The sequence below is a fragment of the Cupriavidus sp. HY129 genome (assembly GCF_059492215.1).
This window is the reverse complement of sequence record NZ_CP083254.1, coordinates 3,527,488-3,545,484: the sequence shown is the minus strand read 5'-3', so window position 1 is coordinate 3,545,484 and position 17,997 is coordinate 3,527,488. Positions and strand designations below refer to the sequence as shown.

Annotated in this window: 15 protein-coding genes; 7 read left to right on the top strand and 8 right to left on the bottom strand. The window is 64.7% G+C overall.

Annotated features, from left to right (window positions below; all coding sequences use genetic code 11):
• Window positions 1–70: 70 nt before the first annotated feature.
• The gene (locus K6G35_RS16275; RefSeq protein ID WP_008642764.1) at window positions 71–1,084 is read right to left on the bottom strand and encodes a D-2-hydroxyacid dehydrogenase family protein; all 1,014 of its coding nucleotides are present in this window, start codon (window positions 1,082–1,084) and stop codon (window positions 71–73) included.
• Window positions 1,085–1,609: 525 nt separating this feature from the next.
• Here K6G35_RS16275 and K6G35_RS16270 point away from each other — a divergent pair.
• On the top strand, window positions 1,610–3,466 hold the full coding sequence (locus tag K6G35_RS16270; RefSeq protein WP_008642762.1) for a phosphoenolpyruvate carboxykinase (GTP): 1,857 nt from the start codon (window positions 1,610–1,612) through the stop codon (window positions 3,464–3,466).
• A gap of 88 nt (window positions 3,467–3,554) precedes the next feature.
• On the opposite strand, the gene K6G35_RS16265 is transcribed toward K6G35_RS16270, so the two are convergent.
• Together K6G35_RS16265 and K6G35_RS16260 are read right to left on the bottom strand one after the other, a co-directional pair.
• Complete coding sequence (locus tag K6G35_RS16265) at window positions 3,555–4,241, bottom strand: response regulator (RefSeq protein ID WP_008642759.1); 687 nt, start codon at window positions 4,239–4,241, stop codon at window positions 3,555–3,557.
• A complete protein-coding gene (locus tag K6G35_RS16260) occupies window positions 4,238–5,626 on the bottom strand; it encodes a cache domain-containing protein (protein WP_286882267.1) in 1,389 nt (462 codons plus the stop codon). The genes K6G35_RS16265 and K6G35_RS16260 overlap by 4 nt, the downstream gene beginning before the upstream one ends.
• Before the next feature lie 387 nt (window positions 5,627–6,013).
• On the opposite strand from K6G35_RS16260, the gene K6G35_RS16255 reads away from it, so the two are divergent.
• The 3 genes from K6G35_RS16255 to K6G35_RS16245 all read left to right on the top strand — a co-directional run bounded on the left by K6G35_RS16255 (window position 6,014) and on the right by K6G35_RS16245 (window position 8,980).
• Window positions 6,014–8,089 carry a carbon starvation CstA family protein gene (locus K6G35_RS16255; RefSeq protein ID WP_495675948.1) on the top strand — a complete coding sequence of 692 codons (2,076 nt, stop codon included), beginning with the start codon at window positions 6,014–6,016 and terminating at the stop codon, window positions 8,087–8,089.
• A 16-nt stretch (window positions 8,090–8,105) separates the two neighbouring features.
• Window positions 8,106–8,300 carry a YbdD/YjiX family protein gene (locus K6G35_RS16250; protein ID WP_008642754.1) on the top strand — a complete coding sequence of 65 codons (195 nt, stop codon included), beginning with the start codon at window positions 8,106–8,108 and terminating at the stop codon, window positions 8,298–8,300.
• 236 nt (window positions 8,301–8,536) lie between these two features.
• Window positions 8,537–8,980, top strand: a complete 444-nt coding sequence (locus K6G35_RS16245; protein WP_008642753.1) for a membrane protein — start codon at window positions 8,537–8,539, stop codon at window positions 8,978–8,980.
• A gap of 129 nt (window positions 8,981–9,109) precedes the next feature.
• On the opposite strand, the gene K6G35_RS16240 is transcribed toward K6G35_RS16245, so the two are convergent.
• Window positions 9,110–9,358: a hypothetical protein gene (locus K6G35_RS16240; protein ID WP_008642752.1), complete on the bottom strand. Its 249-nt coding sequence runs from the start codon at window positions 9,356–9,358 to the stop codon at window positions 9,110–9,112.
• Window positions 9,359–9,550: 192 nt separating this feature from the next.
• Here K6G35_RS16240 and K6G35_RS16235 point away from each other — a divergent pair, with 192 nt between their 5' ends.
• On the top strand, window positions 9,551–10,483 hold the full coding sequence (locus K6G35_RS16235) for a LysR family transcriptional regulator (RefSeq protein ID WP_008642751.1): 933 nt from the start codon (window positions 9,551–9,553) through the stop codon (window positions 10,481–10,483).
• A gap of 58 nt (window positions 10,484–10,541) precedes the next feature.
• On the opposite strand, the gene K6G35_RS16230 is transcribed toward K6G35_RS16235, so the two are convergent.
• From K6G35_RS16230 to K6G35_RS16215, 4 genes are all read right to left on the bottom strand, one after another.
• Window positions 10,542–13,217: a DNA topoisomerase III gene (locus K6G35_RS16230; RefSeq protein WP_008642749.1), complete on the bottom strand. Its 2,676-nt coding sequence runs from the start codon at window positions 13,215–13,217 to the stop codon at window positions 10,542–10,544.
• Between the two features lie 175 nt (window positions 13,218–13,392).
• Window positions 13,393–13,782 (bottom strand): thioredoxin family protein, encoded by a 390-nt coding sequence (locus tag K6G35_RS16225; protein WP_186425579.1) that lies wholly within the window; start codon window positions 13,780–13,782, stop codon window positions 13,393–13,395.
• Between the two features lie 36 nt (window positions 13,783–13,818).
• On the bottom strand, window positions 13,819–14,934 hold the full coding sequence (gene dprA / locus K6G35_RS16220) for a DNA-processing protein DprA (RefSeq protein WP_495675947.1): 1,116 nt from the start codon (window positions 14,932–14,934) through the stop codon (window positions 13,819–13,821).
• A 38-nt stretch (window positions 14,935–14,972) separates the two neighbouring features.
• A complete protein-coding gene (locus K6G35_RS16215) occupies window positions 14,973–16,148 on the bottom strand; it encodes a LysM peptidoglycan-binding domain-containing protein (protein WP_024569234.1) in 1,176 nt (391 codons plus the stop codon).
• A gap of 164 nt (window positions 16,149–16,312) precedes the next feature.
• Here K6G35_RS16215 and def point away from each other — a divergent pair, with 164 nt between their 5' ends.
• Together def and fmt are read left to right on the top strand one after the other, a co-directional pair.
• On the top strand, window positions 16,313–16,819 hold the full coding sequence (gene def / locus K6G35_RS16210) for a peptide deformylase (protein ID WP_008641024.1): 507 nt from the start codon (window positions 16,313–16,315) through the stop codon (window positions 16,817–16,819).
• Window positions 16,820–16,934: 115 nt separating this feature from the next.
• On the top strand, window positions 16,935–17,933 hold the full coding sequence (gene fmt / locus K6G35_RS16205) for a methionyl-tRNA formyltransferase (protein WP_495675946.1): 999 nt from the start codon (window positions 16,935–16,937) through the stop codon (window positions 17,931–17,933).
• The last annotated feature ends 64 nt before the right edge of the window (window positions 17,934–17,997 follow it).

The window sequence follows — 17,997 nt, the reverse complement described above, 5'->3', positions numbered from 1 at the left end:
ACGCGCGCCCTGCGCTCCAAACATCATTTCACGACGTCAGAATGTGACTTGACTGAAGTCAGCGCTCGAGTCAGCGTGCAAGCGTGGGGGTGAGTGCCTTGGGATTGGCGATGCTGTCGTGCTTGCCGGCCAGCACATCAAGGATGTTCTGGAACGCCGCGCGGAAGTAGAGTTCGTAGCTTTCGCGCTCCACATAGCCCAGGTGCGGCGTGCAGATGCAGTTCTCCATGCGCAGCAGGGCATGACCCTGCAGGATCGGCTCGGACTCGAACACGTCGATGGCCGCCATGCCCGGACGTCCGCGATTCAGCGCGGCGACCAGCGCGTTTTCCTCGATCAGCTCGGCGCGGCTGGTGTTCACAAACAACGATGTGGGCTTCATGCGCTGCAGATCGGCCAGCTTGACGATGCCGCGCGTCTCGTCGTTCAGGCGCAGGTGCAGCGACAGCACGTCGGAGTCGGCAAACAGCTGTTCGACCGATTCCGCCACGTTAAGGCCAGCCTCCCGGGCGCCCTGCTGCGAAGCCTCGCGGCCCCAGACCAGCACGTTCATGCCAAAGGCGCGGCCGTAGCCCGCCAGCAGGCGGCCGATCTTGCCATAGCCCCAGATGCCGAGCGTCTGTCCGCGCAGGACCTGCCCCAGGCCGAAGTTCGGCGGCATCGTGGTCGATTTCAGGCCCGACTGCTGCCAGGCGCCGTGCTTGAGGCTGGCAACGTACTGGGGAATGCGGCGCTGGGCCGCCATGATCAGCGCCCAGGTCAGCTCGGCGGGCGCCACGGGAGAACCGACGCCTTCCAGCACGACCACGCCGCGCTCGGTACAGGCCTCGATGTCGACATGGTTCCCCGCCCGGCCGGTCTGGCTGATGATCCTGAGCTTGGGCAGCTTCTCGAGTAGCTGACGCGTCACACGGGTGCGCTCGCGAATCAGCACCAATGCCTCGACATCCGAGAGGCGCGCTGCCAATTGGCCCACGCCCTTCACGGTGTTGTTGAAGACCTTGACGTCATGGCCTTCGAGCAGCGCAAAGCAGGGCAGCTTGCGCACGGCGTCCTGGTAATCGTCGAGAACTGCAATCTTCATTGGTGACTCTTTGACCTCGGGCTCGGTGCGCACGGCCACAGAATCAGTGCGCAACCGACAGTATTGTTGGATTTCCTGACACAACATTGAAAGCGGACATCATCGTCCCCAACCGTGTCCGCGACGACCCGCGGCGGTGGCGAAAAGGCATCTCGGCTGAGGTAACAATGTTGCGCAGCAAAAAACAGGTGATCCGTGCAATGGTATCCTTGCCCGCTCCCGCGACGCGCACAGTGCGGTTGAGCTACGCTCCCACACCCCGTTCGTCGCCGGACAATGCCCGCCCGGCCCCTGTCGCCCGCCAAAAGCAGGCGAAGCGCAACTGTATCGCAGCAACAGGGCCCCTCGCGACCATTTGAAAGAATTTGGTCGCCGCCGAGTTGTAACGGGATGTCACGGTCAGAAGGCAAGTGCGCCATGCCGAACAAGGCAGGCAGCCGGCCCGGCCCCGACTTTCCCGGCCCGCTCATCCGCGAACCGCCGCTCGGACATTGCACGATTTCTTTTTCGCTTTGGAGTCGCAGTATGAACCACCCCACAATGCAAGGCACTCCGGCACTGAACGTGCCGGCTTGGGTCAAGAACCAGAAACTGGTCGCCTGGGTTGCCGACATCGCCGCATTGACCAAGCCCGACCAGGTCTACTGGTGCGATGGCTCGCAGGAAGAATATGACCGCCTGTGCGAGCAGATGGTCGCCGCCGGCACGATGCGCCGCCTGAACCCGGCCAAGCGCAAGAACTCGTTCCTGGCCCTGTCGGACCCCTCCGATGTGGCACGTGTCGAAGACCGCACTTTCATCTGCTCGCAGAAGCAGGAAGACGCCGGCCCGACCAACAACTGGACCGCACCGGCCGAAATGCGCCAGACGCTGAACGGCCTGTTCGACGGCTGCATGCGTGGCCGCACCCTGTACGTGGTGCCGTTCTCGATGGGCCCGCTGGGTTCGCCGATCGCCCACATCGGCGTCGAGCTGTCCGATTCGCCGTACGTCGCCGTGAACATGCGCATCATGACCCGCATGGGCCGCGCCGTGTACGACGTGCTGGGCGCCGACGGCGAGTTCGTGCCGTGCGTGCATACCGTGGGCAAGCCCCTGGCCGCTGGCGAGAAGGACGTGGCATGGCCGTGCAACCCGACCAAGTACATCGTGCACTTCCCCGAGACGCGCGAAATCTGGTCGTTCGGTTCGGGCTACGGCGGCAATGCGCTGCTGGGCAAGAAGTGCTTCGCCCTGCGGATCGCCTCGACGATGGGCCGCGACGAAGGCTGGCTGGCCGAGCACATGCTGATCCTCGGCGTGACCTCGCCGGAAGGCAAGAAGTACCACGTGGCTGCCGCGTTCCCGTCGGCCTGCGGCAAGACCAACTTCGCCATGCTGATCCCGCCCAAGGGCTTCGAGGGCTGGAAGGTAACGACGATCGGTGACGACATCGCCTGGATCAAGCCGGGCAACGATGGCCGCCTGTACGCCATCAACCCGGAAGCCGGCTACTTCGGCGTGGCCCCGGGCACGAGCGAGAAGACCAACTTCAACGCGATGGCGACGCTCAAGGAAAACGTCATCTTCACCAACGTGGCGCTGACCGACGACGGCGACGTGTGGTGGGAAGGCATGACGAAGGAAGCCCCGGCGCACCTGATCGACTGGCAGGGCAAGGACTGGACGCCCGAGATCGCCAAGTCGACCGGCGCCAAGGCTGCCCACCCGAACGCCCGCTTCACGGCGCCGGCCTCGCAATGCCCGTCGATCGACGACAACTGGGACAACCCGGCTGGCGTGGCCATCGATGCATTCATCTTCGGCGGCCGCCGCAGCTCCACCGTGCCGCTGGTGACCGAAGCCCGCAACTGGACCGAAGGCGTCTACATGGCCGCCACGATGGGTTCGGAAACCACCGCCGCCGCTGCCGGCCAGCAAGGCGTGGTCCGCCGCGATCCGTTCGCGATGCTGCCGTTCTGCGGCTACAACATGAGCGACTACTTCGGCCACTGGCTGGCACTGGGCAAGAAGCTCGAAGCCGCCGGCGCCAAGCTGCCGCGCATCTACTGCGTGAACTGGTTCCGCAAGGATGCCGACGGCAACTTCGTGTGGCCGGGCTTTGGCGAGAACATGCGCGTGCTGTCGTGGATGATCGACCGCGTGGAAGGCCGTGGCGAAGGCGCCGAGCACGTGTTCGGCACGTCGCCGCGCTACACGGACCTGAACTGGGACGGCCTGGCCTTCACGGCCGAGCAATTCACCCAGGTCACGTCGATCGACCGTGACGCATGGCAGAAGGAACTGGCGCTGCACGACGAACTGTTCACGCAGCTCAAGCACAACCTGCCGCAAGCGCTGGCGGAAACCAAGGACGCACTGGCCAAGCGCCTGTCGGCCTGAGTCTTCCCGCGTTAAGGAAAAACGCCGAACGGCTTGCCGCCGTTCGGCGTTTTTTTGTTTGGGCTATCGTTTTCTCGTGAACGGCCCCTCAACCACCCTCGACATCCAGCCCAAGCTGCTGCACCGCATACTTCACCAGTTCCGCCCGGCCCTCGATGCCAAGCTTGCGTTTCAGGTTGAGGCGGTGGGTCTCAACCGTGCGCACCGATACGCCGAGTTGAACCGCGATGTCCTTGTTGGCCTGTCCGCGTCCGATGCCGTGGAGGATGTCGCGTTCGCGCGGTGTCAGCGCGTCGAGCGGACTCACAGCCTGCTCCGCCATGCCGCGCGCGATACGGGCGCTGTAGAACACACGTCCCGCCAGCACCGCATGGATCGCGGCCAGTAACTCATCGGCTGGTGCGTCCTTGAGCACGTAGCCGCGCGCGCCCGCGCGGATCGCCTGGCGCACGTATTCCAGGTTGTCATGCATCGACACGATCAGCACGGCCAGTTCCGGGTAGCGATCGTGCAGGGCGCCCGCCAGGGCAATACCGCCCATGCCGCGCATGCCGATGTCGGTGATCACGAGGTCCGGCATGCGTCCGGCTTCGGCTGCCGCCAGCCACGCCAGCGCGGCCTCGCCATCGTCGGCTTCCCCGACCACTTCCAGCCCCGGTTGCAGCGTCAGGTGCATACGCATGCCGTCGCGCACCAGTGCGTGATCGTCGATCAGCAATACGCGTGCGGCGGAGGAGGTGGTGACGGCCGGATCGGCGTCGTGGGGTGCGATCATGACTGCGAAGTCTCGGGGGAAAAGGGCTGCGGAGCGGTGGGCAGCGAAGCGGTGAGCAGCGTGCCGGTGGAAGCGGAGAGGATTTCGAAACTTCCGCCCAGCGCGGCTACCCGCTCGCGCAGGTTGCGCAGGCCGATGCCGCGGCTCGGATCGATCTGCATGCGGGCCACGTCAAAACCCGTGCCGTTGTCCCGCACCGTCAGGCGCGTGGCACGGTCGGCAAAGTCGAGTGTCACATCGACGCGCGTGGCATGGGCGTGGCGCTCGACATTGGTCAGCGCCTCCTGCGCAATCCGGAACAGCGCGGTCGCCGGCTCGTCGGCCAGCAGACGCGGCTTGCCGGTCTGCGTCACGTTGATCATAAGCGAGCTGCCGGCCTGCATCTCGCGCGCCAGATGCTGAAGCGCGGCGTACAGGCCAAGATCGTCGAGCAAGGCAGGGCGCAGGTTGCGCGCCACGCGGCGCACTTCGTTGAAGACGGAATCGAGCCGGTTCAGCGCCATGCCGAGGATCGGCGCCACCGACGCTCCCTCGGTCGGGGCCAGGCGGATGCGGTTCGTTGCAGCTTCGAGCACCAGTTTGACCGACACCAGCAACTGGCTGATGCCGTCATGGAGCTCACGGGACAATCGCGCGCGTTCCTCTTCCTGCGACTGCACCACACGCTGGGCAAGCTGCCGTAGCTTGGCGTCGGCCTCACGGTGTTCGCTGACGTTGAGCGCCAGGCCGCTGGCGGCCACCAGCAGGATACTGATGGCGGCGATCACGCCGATCCAGGCCATGGTTTCGCGGATGTCGGTCTCGGCGCGCGCGTCGAGCTGGCGCAGCGTCTGCTCTACGTCGTCAAGATAAATGCCCGTGCCGAGCATCCAGTTCCAGGCCGGCACGGCGACCACATAGCCCAGCTTGGGCGCCACCTGCTGCGAGGACGGCTTTTTCCACAGATAACGCACCGAGCCACCGCCCGCCTTGGCGGCAGCCACCAGCTTCTGGATTGTCAGCGCTCCTTCGGGGTCGCGCATCAGCCAGAGGTCCTGGCCCACAAGTTCGGGCTGGCGCGGGTGCATCAGGTTGCGCCCCTGCAGGTCATACAGGAAGAAATAGCCGTCCCGGCCGTAATCGAGCCGCGCCAGCGCGTCCATGGCGGCCTGCCGGGTGGCCTCGTCCGTGCGGCCGGATTTGACCATCGGCGCGATCGCGCTTTGCGCCAGCTCTACGTAGTGGCGCAGCTCGGTTTCCTTGCTTTGCAGGTAGGCGGCCTCCACCAGCATGCGCTCGTGCCGGACCAGCGCAGTGGCCTGGAAACGGACGGCCAGCGCGATGCCGAGCATGGCAACGGCCAGCGGCGCCACGGCAAGCAAAAGTATCTTTTGGCGGAGTTTCATCTGAACCGGGGGTAAACACCGACGCCGGGAAGACCGCATGAAACCGTCGATCTACGCACTACTACGCAGGTGCGTTGCGTAGTTCCGCGCTTGTGGCGGCCTGGGCGGGTGTCAATACTACACGCCGGATTGATCCGGGGGCCCCGCCCTTGGCGCGATCTGACACAATTGGTGTGCCTCGATCCACTGCGAATCTCGGTGATCTCGCTGTCGAGCGCACTGACCACCTGCACGACAAGATCCGGTTCAGACGAGAACAGACCGGGCGCCGCGGACATCCAGGAGGCAATCTTCCAAGCGATCGTCGGCGGCCGCCATCCGGCACGCCCCCGCTGCCCGCCTCCCGTCGCCGCAGGCCTTTTCAGCCGGTCTGAGGAGACCCTTCAAATGAATCGCATCGGACAACACCTGTTGTGGCTGGCCGTCGCCGTGCTCGGCGCCTTCGCCTTTGCCACTGTCGCGCTGTCGCGTGGCGAGGCCGTCAGTGCCCTGTGGATCGTGGTTGCCGCGCTCTGCATCTACCTGATCGCCTACCGCTACTACAGCCGCTTCATCGCCGACAAGGTGATGCAGCTCGACCCCAATCGCATGACGCCCGCCTGGCGCCACAACGATGGCCTGGACTACGTGCCGACCAACAAGGCGGTGCTGTTCGGCCACCATTTCGCCGCCATCGCCGGCGCCGGGCCGCTGGTGGGCCCCGTGCTGGCCGCGCAAATGGGCTATATGCCGGGCATGTTGTGGATTCTGGCCGGCGTGGTATTCGCCGGTGCGGTGCAGGATTTCATGATCCTGTTCATCTCCACGCGCCGCGACGGCCGTTCGCTGGGCGACCTGGTCAAGTCCGAAATGGGCACCGTGCCGGGCATGATCGCCCTGTTCGGCTGCTTCATGATCATGATCATCATCCTGGCGGTGCTGGCGCTGATCGTGGTGAAGGCACTGGCCGGCTCGCCGTGGGGCACGTTCACCGTGGCGGTGACAATTCCCATCGCGCTGTTCATGGGCATCTACACGCGCTACATCCGTCCGGGCCGCATCGGCGAAGTGTCGGTCATCGGCTTCGTGCTGCTGATGCTCGCCATTATCGGCGGCCAGTACGTACATGAAAGCGCTGTGCTGGCGCCGCTGTTCACGTACGACGGCAAGGCCCTGACATGGATGCTGATCATCTACGGCTTTATCGCCGCCGTGCTGCCGGTGTGGCTGCTGCTGGCCCCGCGTGACTACCTGTCGACCTTCCTGAAGATCGGCACGATCATCGCACTGGCCATCGGCATCCTGATCGTCGCGCCGGAACTGAAGATGCCGGCGTTCACGCAGTTCGCGCAGGGTGGCGGCCCGGTGTGGTCGGGCAACCTGTTCCCGTTCCTCTTCATCACGATCGCCTGCGGCGCTGTTTCGGGCTTCCACGCGCTGATCTCGTCGGGCACCACGCCGAAGCTGCTGGAAAATGAATCGCACGCGCGCTTCATTGGCTACGGCGCGATGCTGGCCGAGTCGTTCGTCGCCATCATGGCGCTGGTGGCCGCCTCGGTGATCGAGCCGGGCGTGTACTTCGCGATGAACAGCCCGGCGGCCGTGATCGGCAATACGCCGGAAGCCGTGGCGCACGTGGTCTCCACCTGGGGCTTCGTGATCACGCCGGACGTGCTGATCCAGACCGCCAAGGACGTGGGCGAGAACACGATCATCTCGCGCGCCGGTGGCGCCCCGACGCTGGCCGTCGGCATCGCCCACATCCTGCATCAGGTGGTGGGTGGCCAGGCCATGATGGCCTTCTGGTACCACTTCGCGATCCTGTTCGAAGCGCTGTTCATCCTGACCGCCGTGGACGCGGGCACCCGTGCCGGCCGCTTCATGCTGCAGGATCTGCTGGGCAGCTTCGTGCCGTCCCTGCAACGTACTGACTCGCTGCCGGCCAACCTGATCGCCACCGCGCTGACCGTGGCGGCCTGGGGCTACTTCCTGTACCAGGGCGTGGTCGATCCGCTGGGCGGCATCAACACGCTGTGGCCGCTGTTCGGTATCTCCAACCAGATGCTGGCCGCCGTGGCGCTGGTGCTGAGCACCTGCGTGCTGGTCAAGATGAAGCGCGGGCAGTACGCCTGGGTAACGCTGCTGCCGACCTGCTGGCTGCTGATCTGCACGCTAACCGCCGGCTGGCAGAAGCTGTTCGACGCCGATCCGAAGGTCAGCTTCCTGACCCACGCATCGAAGTTCAGCGCCGCGATCGCCGAAGGCAAGGTACTGGCTCCGGCCAAGACGATGGAGCAGATGCAGCGCATCGTCTTCAACGACTACCTGGATGCCGGCCTGTGCGCGCTGTTCATGTTCGTGGTGCTGTCGATCGTGTTCTATGGGTTCAAGACCGCGATGTCGGCCCGCGCCATCTCGAAGCGCACGGACCGCGAAACGCCGTTCGAGCCGATGCCTGCCCAGGCTTCGGCAGGGTCGCACTGATCACCTGGAGGCCATCATGCTGGAACAGCTCGGAACCATGGGACGTTACCTGGGCCAGTCGCTGCGTCTGATGGTCGGCCTGCCCGACTATCAGACCTACGTGGCCCATATGGAAAGCACCCACCCCGACCGCGAGCCGATGACGTACGAGGAATTCTTCCGCGAGCGTCAGGAGGCGCGCTACGGTGGCGGACAGGGAAAGTGCTGCTGACCAGACTCACCTGACGCCTCTGGCGCTGGCAAGACAAGGCGACCCACCTGGGTCGCCTTTTTTATTGGCGGCCATATGCGACGTAAATGCCATATGGCGTTGCGCCAGCACATCGACTGCTAACGCCTTGATACCGTTTCTGCAGAGGGTTACAGGGCCTCACAACTCGTTACAGCAACGGGGGGACTCCTTCTCTACACTCTCGAACCAGATACCCGCCATATAAAGGAAAAACGATGTCTCGTCCTCTTCGCAACCTGACCCTGGCCCTTGCCCTTTCGGCAGCTGCGCTGCCGGTGTTCGCAGGGGGAGATCTGAACAACGCACTGGGCGGTGGCCTGGGCGGCGTCGCTGGCGCCGCGGTGGGCGGCGCGCTGGGTGGTAGCACCGGCGCCGTGATCGGTGGTGCCGTGGGCGGTGGTGCCGGTGGCGCCATCACTTCGAACCGTCGCGAACGCACCGGCGCCATCATTGGTGGCGCACTGGGCGGCGGTGCAGGTACAGCGGCCGGCAACGCCATGGGCGGCCGTACCGGCGGCCTGGTTGGCGCTGGCCTGGGTGGCGCTGCAGGCGCGGCGCTGGGTGGCAATGTGTCGCGCAGCAACTCGTACGACGATGATCGTCGATACAACCGTGGGTACAAGCGCAGCAAGCACCGTCACCACCACCACGACGACTGAGTCACAAAGGAATAGACTACGGGCCCTGAACGGGCCCGTTTTCTTTTGTCCGGCCGGTCTCTGGCCGAAGCCCAAACAAAAAGCCCATACCGGCGAGGGTACGGGCTTTTGCGGAATGCCTGGCTGGGATCAGAGCTTGGCGCCGTCCGAGTAGACGTCGAAGCCCTTCGCGCCATCGGTGTACGTGTCAAACTTGCCGCTCTTGGCGCCGTCGGTGTAGGTATCGAACTTGCCGGCCTTGGCGCCATCGGTGTAGGTGTCAAACTTGCCTGCCTTGGCACCGTCGGTGTAGGTATCGAACTTGCCTGCCTTGGCGAAGGCGGGAGCTGCCGACAGGGCAACGGTCAGGGCAGCGATCAGGGCGAATTGGCGCTTCATGATGGAATCCTTTTTCACATTCAAGGATGCCGGTGGTCCCAGGACCGGTGCTGCAATGCGGCATCAGATGGTGCGATATTAGGCATTTCCCTGATATGAATAAATAGCGCCGTCCACAATGATTGGTTGTGCTTTCAACAATAAATCACCCGGATCGTGTAAAAATTCACCGGTGAACAGGGAGACTATGTCATGGATCGGCTTCAATCGATGCGCGTCTTCGCCAAAGTCGTCGAACTGGGCAGTTTTGCCCGTGCGGCGCAGCAATTGGAAATGTCCAATGCGGTCGTGACGCGCTATGTCGCTGATCTGGAAAGCCATCTCGGCACCCGGTTGCTGAACCGGACCACCCGAAGCCTCTCCCTGACCGACGCCGGCGAGACGTATCTGCAGCGCTGTTCGCAGATTCTCGAAGACGTGGAGGAAGCCGAGTCGATCGTTGCCGCGCGCAGCCAGTCACTATCCGGCACGCTACGGCTTGTCACCCCGGTCATGTTCGGCCTGCATCTGCTGCCGCAGATCCTGGAACGCTTCCAGCAGCTGTATCCCGAGGTCGTTTTCGACGTGCAGCTTTCGGACCGAATGATCGACATCGTCGAGGAAGGGCGGGACGTAGGCGTGATGCTGTCCGATCTCGGGCTCGGCTCGCACCTCGTGGCGCGCCCGCTGATCTCCGCCGAAGTCATTCTTTGCGCCTCGCCGGGCTATCTGCGCGAACACCCGCCGCTGCGCAATGCGCATGACCTGTCCAACCACCGCGCCATCGCGATGCGGCTGCCCAACGCCGAGCACGAATGGACACTGTCCGGCCCCGAAGGCGAGGTGACCGTGCCGATTCGCCCAGGCCTGCTGTGCAGCAATGCCGAACTGGCGCACCAGGCGGCGCTGACCAATATGGGCATCGCGATGCTGTCGTCGTACCTGGCACGACCGAACATCGAGGCAGGGCGGCTGACGCATATCCTGCCCCAGTACCAGTTGCCGCGCCGCGACGTGAGCGTGGTCTATCCAAGCCGCAAGTTCCTGCCGACCAAGGTCAGGGCCTTCATCGACTTCCTGCTGGAGGAAAGCCAGCAACGGGCGGTGGACACGGAGAACAAGCCGCAGATGACCGCGGCAAAATGAAAACGGCGGGGCTCACGCCCCGCCGTTTTACCTTCCCGTGATGCCAGAAGGTGAGTGATTACTCTTCGGCGTCGGCTGTCTGCTTTGTGGTTGCGCGCGTCTTCTTGGCAGCAGCCGTCTTTGTAGCAGCCGTCTTTGTCGCCGTCTTCGTGGCGGCCTTCTTCGCTGCCGGCGCCTTCTTGGCGGCCACCTTTGCAGGCGCCGACTCTGCCTTGGCCGCCGACTTGGCCGCAGGCTTCGCGGTCTTGGCCGCCGCGCCCGCCTTGGGTTCACGCGCCTCAAACTCGAAACCGATCTTGCCGTCCGGCTGCTTGACCAGGAAAGCCTTGAAGTTGCGGCCCGTACGCGACGACTTGAAGCCAGTCAGCAGGTCGGTCTTGCCATCCGTCAGCAGCTTGCCGATCTGCTCACGCGAGATTTCCTGCTGCAGGATGATCTTGCCGCTGGTGAAGTCGCACGATTTCGCACTGCCCACGGCGTTCTCGCAGACGTACTTCATGCCGTGCTCGTAGACCGAGCCGCCGCACTTCGGACACTTGCCGACCGGGGTCTGTTCGCTGAAGTCCACCGGTTCGCCATCGCCTTCGTCGTCGTTCTGGCCGAAGTCGAACTCCATCTTCCAGTTGCCGTCGTCATCCTTGGCCAACTTCAGGATGGCCGCGAACGGCCGGCCCATCTTGCTGCGGAATCCCTGCAACGGGCCGATTTCCTTCTTCAGCAGCAGTTCCTCGACTTCCTCGATCTCGAACTGGCGGCCGCCAGGGATCTTGCTGATCGAGAATTCGCAGGCCGTGCAGGCGAAGCGACGGTAGTTCTCCTTGACCTGGCCACCGCACTGCGGGCACGGCGTGTCGAGCGTCGCGTAATCGCCCGGAATCGTGTCGTTGTCGTATTCCTTGGCACGCTTGACGATCTGCTGCGTCATCTGCGCGATCTCGCGCATGAACTCGTCACGCTTTAGACGTCCGCGCTCGATCTGCGACAGCTTGTGTTCCCACTCACCCGTCAGCTCGGCCTGGGTCAGTTCCTCCACACCCAGTCCGCGCAACAGCGTCATCAGCTGGAACGCCTTGGCCGTGGGAATCAGCTCGCGGCCTTCGCGGACCAGATACTTCTCAGCCAGCAGGCCTTCGATGATGGCCGCGCGCGTGGCCGGCGTGCCCAGGCCCTTGCCTGCCATCGCCTCGCGTAGCGCATCGTCGTCCACGAGCTTGCCGGCACCTTCCATGGCCGACAGCAGCGTCGCTTCGTTATAGCGGGCCGGCGGGCGCGTGGTCAGGCCGACGGACTCGACCTTGTCGGTCTTGACCTTCTCGTCCTTCTGCACCGGCACCAGATTGGCGTCCTTGTCGTCCTTGCCCTGTGCCTCGCGGCCGTAGATCACCAGCCAGCCCGGATTGACCAGGATCTTGCCCTCGGTCTTGAAGTGGTGGCCGGCAACCTCGGTGATCCGCGTGGTCACCTGGAACTCGGCGGTCGGGAAGAACACGGCCAGGAAACGTCGCACGACCAGGTCGTACAGTTTCTGTTCGGGCTCGGACAGGTTCTTGGGCGCCTGCAGGGTCGGGATGATAGCGAAGTGATCGCTGATCTTGCTGTTGTCGAAGATCCGCTTGTTCGGCTTCACCCAGCCGCTCGACAGAATTTTCTTCGCGTGCGGCAGATAGTTCGGCGAGCTGTCGGCCAGCATGTCCATGGTCTGCTTGACCGTGTCCAGGTAGTCCTCCGGCAGCGCGCGCGCGTCGGTACGCGGGTACGTCAGCACCTTGTGCTTTTCGTACAGCGCCTGGGCCAGGCCCAGCGTGTTCTTGGCCGAGAATCCGAAGCGCGAGTTGGCTTCGCGCTGCAGCGTGGTCAGGTCGAACAGGGCAGGCGACTGCTGCGTCGACGGCTTGGATTCCTCGGTGACCGTGCCTTGCTTGTCACGGCAGGCCGCCACGATGCTCTTGGCTTCCGCCTCGCTCCACAGGCGCGAGTCGCGCGCCTCGGGATCGAACTCGTTCTTCTTGAACTTCGGGTCGAACCAGCGGCCTTCGTAGAGGCCCGCGGCGGCGATGAACTCGGCCCGCACCTCCCAGTAGTCGCGGGGGACGAAGTGTTTGATCTTCTCCTCGCGCTCGACCACGATCGACAGCGTCGGCGTCTGTACCCGGCCCACGGTGGTCAGGAAGAAGCCGCCGCCCTTGCTGTTGAAGGCCGTCATGGCGCGCGTGCCGTTGATGCCGACCAGCCAGTCGGCTTCGGAACGGCAGCGGGCCGCGTCGGCCAGCGGGAGCATTTCCTCGTCCTCGCGCAGCGCGGCAAACCCGTCGCGGATGGCCTGCGGCGTCATTGACTGCAGCCACAGGCGGCGCACCGGCTGCTTGGCCTTGGCCTGCTGGGCGATCAGTCGGAAGATCAGTTCCCCTTCGCGCCCCGCGTCACAGGCATTGATCAGCGCGGTCACGTCCTTGCGCTTGATCAGGCGGTTCAGCACCTTGAGGCGTGACTCGGTCTTGGCGATCGGGCGCAGATCGAAGTGCGGCGGGATCACCGGCAGATTGGCGAAGCTCCACTTGCCACGCTTCACCTCGTAATCGTCGGGCGCCGCGATCTCTACCAAGTGACCGACGGCCGAGGACAGCACGTAGTCGTCGCTCTCGAAATACTCGTCGTGCTTGGTAAAGCCCCCGAGGGCGCGCGCGATATCGGCGGCGACCGATGGCTTTTCCGCGATGATGAGGGCTTTAGACATTCAACGGGTCCTTGTGGCACCACTGCGCAAGGGCAGTGCGCGCCTCTTGAAATTCACGACAAACTATGTAAACAGCACGGCTGGGCTTTGAGGCGCCAATAATAAGCGCGGTTCGGACGGCGGTGCAAGCTGATGCCACGCCCAAACGCGGCACCACGCAACGCCGGCCGGCTTCCTACCCAAGCAACCAGTCGAGCACTTGAGGAATCTCCGACGCCGTTGCCGGCATCGCACTACCACGCGCCAGCATCCGGTCCAGAACTTCCAGGTGGGGCAACACCGTTCCGTAAAAGTGCGGTGCCCCTCCGGCAATGGGCTGAATCAATACAGTAGGAAAGTTTTCGATATCGATGTCCTCACCCAGCCGATCGGCATGGGTTTCGATATCGACCCAGACGAAACAGTCGTCCGGATAGCGTGCCGCCAACGCCGCAAACCCGCTCACATATTCCTTGCAGGTCCCACACCAGTCCGCGCACAGGCAGGCAACCAGACGGCCGCCTGGGCGCGCCGCCAATGCCTGACGGATGGCTGCGAGATCTCGCTCGGGGAAGTAAACGGTCATTGCGCGCAAAAAATGAGACGGTTGCGATACCGCGGATCATGCCAGACGTCGGTAACGATTGCCGGCCATGCGTTCGACCGTCCCCCCAAGCTCAAGCTCCAGAAGCATTGCCGCCGCCACGTGCGGCGCGAGACCGGATCGCTCGCACAACGCATCGAACGTGACAGGATCATAGGCGAGGGCGGCGCCGAACGGATCACCAGGCGTTGGCGCCGAATCGGGTACGGTTACTGGAGAGACTGAAGCCACCCCGCCCGGATCGCCGAACTCCTCGAACACGTCGGCCGGTGTCTCGACCAGCTTGGCTCCCTGACGGATCAGCTTGTGGCAGCCTCGGGCCAGCTCGGCGTGGATCGATCCCGGCATCGCGAATACCTCCCTGCCGATCTCGGACGCCAGCCGCGCCGTGATCAGCGAACCCGACCGCTCCGCCGCTTCCACCACCAGCACGCCGCGAGACAGGGCCGCAATGATACGGTTGCGACGCGGAAAGTGGTTCGGCAACCCGGGCGTGCCCAGTGCAAACTCGCTGACGATGGCACCGCCCGCGTCGACGATCCGATGTGCCAGCGCATGATGCCTGCCCGGGTAGACGATATCGGCGCCCGTCCCGATCACGGCCACAGTGCCGCCCGGCCCCTCAAGTGCCCCGGCGTGGGCTGCGGCGTCGATGCCGAGCGCAAGGCCGGACACCACTGTCCATCCGGCATTGGAAAACGCCGATGCAAACGCCTGGGCATCGCGCGCGCCTTGCGTTGTCGCCTTGCGCGCGCCGACCATGCCAAGCGCTGGACCAGCCAGACGGTTGGGGTCTCCATTGATATAGAGCAGCAGGGGAGGGTCGGCCAGATCGAGCAGCCCCACCGGATAACCGGCATCGGCCATCGTGACCATGGCGTGGCGGGCATCGGCCAGCCACGCAAGCGTGCAGTCGATCAACGCCGACATGGCGGCATCCGGCGGCGCGTTCAATACACACGCCACCTTGGCATCCACCACTTCACGCAGGCTTGCCAGGTTCTGGGCGAGCACAGTCTGCGGCAGGCCGAACTTCGCCAGCAGGCGTCGTCCGGCCAGTGCGCTGACGCCCGGCGTCGCCGTCAGCCGCAGCCAGGCTGCGACCTCGGCGGGATCGCGAGTCGAATCGGTCATCGGCAACGATGCGGCGCGTGGCAGGGCACGCGCCCTGGTCAGCGCGGCGTCGAGGCGATATCGCCAACCTTCATCACGTTGGACGCGTCGGTCACCAGCGCGTACGCAACGCCCGGGAACACGCGGTAGACGTACGCGAGACCGTAGCGATCATCGGGCAACTCGATAGCGCGATTGCCATCGGTCGGATCGGCGACGTGGCCACCATCGCTCGAGAGCGCCAGCACGTGGCCCGGCTCCAGACCGGCGTTGGCGCCAATGTTGAGCACCACGATCTGCTTGGCGCCGCCATAGCGCACGCCGCCATACACGGCGGCGACACGTCCCTCGACTTCACCATCGGGAGCATGCGGCACATAGCGGATCAGCTCGCGCTGCGGCTGCGGCAGCAACAGCGATCCCGGACCGATCTCCTGCAGGGACTGGGTGGCCTGGACCGTGGTCACCGCGTTGGGGCCCTCGGGTCCGCGCGTCACGCGCACGCTGCCTTCGTAAGCCGCCTCGAAGCCGATGACCCGGCCGGTGACCGGATCGAGCACGGGGCTGGCCGGCCGGAATGCCTGCCAGTCGCTGCCGAGCGAGGCGTCGGCCGGCGCAATGCCACGCGCGTAGGCCATGTCACCGCGCCCCATATAGACACGGGCGTCGGGCAGAGCGACGATGCGCGCCGAGGTATCCACCGTGCCCTGGTCAACGACGAGCGGTCGGATCAGGAACGGCTCGATATCGCTGGAGGCAATGCTCTGGATGGCCTCGCCGTCGCCACCATTCCCGCGAATGCGCGGGGACAGGCGGACGTCGCCGCTGGCACCGCCCGGAGGGTTGGTGGACAGGTAGGCGCGGCCATCGCGCTGGACCAGATAGAGAATCTGGCCCGGATAGATCAGGTGAGGATTGTGGACCTGCTGCCGGTTCATGCCCCACAGCTGGGGCCAGCGCCAGGGCTGGCGCAGGTACTGTCCGGAAATGCCCCAAAGCGTGTCGCCCGAACGCACCGTATACTGACTGGGCGCATTGGGCGAGAGATCGGCAACGGGGATGCCCTGCTGTGCCGTGCGATCGGCCTCCGCAAGCTGGACCGGCGAGACGCTCAGGTCAGCGGCCTGAACCGCCATGGTCATCCCAGTTGTGATCCCTGCGACACTCAAGATGGCGAGGGTGAACGCGTGCAGCCTGCGGCCCGACGCCGCCTGTTCTTTGGTAAGATCGCGCATTTTCCTGAACCGGTCGGGAGAACGACCGGATTGACCCTAGGTAGAGCGTGCCTGCTGCGGCGCGCCTTGAATTTTTGTACTAGCGCCCCGATTCTGCATGGAAACCCCGGTCGCCGCAACGGCGGCCGGACCGTGGACAGCACCCGGCGTTGCGCCCGAGCATCATGGCAAAACTCGACATCCTCACCTACCCCGATCCTCGCCTGCACAAAGTGGCCAAGCCCGTGGAGGTGGTGGACGACCGCATCCGCCAGCTCGTGAAAGACATGGCCGAAACCATGTACGAAGCGCCCGGCATTGGCCTGGCCGCGACGCAAGTGGACGTGCACGAGCGCGTGATCGTGATCGACATTTCCGAGAGCCGGGATGAGTTGATGGTGTTCATCAACCCCGAGGTCACTTGGGCCAGCGAGAACCGCAAGGTATGGGAAGAGGGCTGCCTGTCGGTGCCCGAAGTCTATGACCGCGTGGAGCGCCCGGATCGCGTCAAGGTACGCGCGCTCGACGAGAAGGGCGAAACGTTCGAGCTCGACGCCGACGATCTGCTCGCTGTATGTATACAGCACGAGATCGATCACCTCGACGGCAAGGTATTCGTGGAATATCTGTCGCCACTCAAGCTCCAACGCATCAAGAGCAAACTCCAGAAGCGCGTGCGCTCACGCATGTAAGGATGTAACAATCGCGCGGAAGCGGAAACGCCTCTGCTAAGGTTACAGCTTCCGAAGAACACATACGTACCCGGCCGCTATGCGGCCGGTGTCGTTTTCATTGCGGAATATCGTCATGACCCAAGCCCAGCCACTGCGCGTCGCTTTTGCGGGAACGCCGGAATTCGCGCGCGTCGCCCTTGAGGCCATTCACGCCGCCGGATTTCCGGTGGTCGCCGTGCTGACCCAGCCAGACCGGCCCGCCGGCCGGGGCATGCAATTGCAGGCCAGCCCGGTCAAACGGTTTGCCATCGAGGCCGGCTTGGGCCCGGTGCTGCAGCCACGCTCGTTGCGCCGCCAGGGCAAGTATCCGGAGGAAGCCGGCGCGGCCGTCGACACGCTCGCGGAAATCGCGCCCGATGTGATGGTGGTGGCCGCCTACGGGCTGATTCTGCCGACCGAAGTCCTTGAGTTGCCGCGCCATGGCTGCCTGAATATCCATGCCTCGTTGCTGCCGCGGTGGCGCGGCGCCGCGCCGATCCATCGCGCGATCGAGGCGGGCGACCCGGAGACCGGCATCACGCTGATGCAGATGGACGAGGGGCTCGACACCGGCGCGATGCTGTCGCGCGAGTCCACGCCGATCGGCCCGCAGGACAGTACCGGCACGCTGCACGACACACTGGCCGCGCTCGGCGGGCGCATGATCGTGGATGCGCTGCGCCAGCTCGCCGCGGGCCAGCCGCTCACCGCCACGCCGCAGCCCGAAGCCGGCGTCACCTACGCGGAGAAGATCGCCAAAGATGAGGCACCGCTCGACCTGACGCGCCCGGCCACCGAACTGGCGAACCAGATCCGCGCCTTCAACCCGTTCCCGGGCGCCACGGTGCAAGTGGGCGATACCGTCATCAAGTGCTGGCAGGCGCTGCCGCTGGCCGCCGCCACCAGCCTGCCGCATCCCCCGGGCACGATCCTGGCCGCCGACTCAGCCGGCGTGATCATCGCCTGCGGCAATGGCAGCGCCCTGCAGGTCACCGAGCTGCAGAAGCCCGGCGGCCGGCGCCAGCCAGCGCAACAGTTCCTGCAGGCCATGCCGCTGCCACCGGGAACGCGCTGCCTGATTGCCGGCGCCTAGCAGGTACTCCATGGCGAGCGCCGCAGCAATGTGACCCCGGGTTATCACAATGCGTAAAACGTCG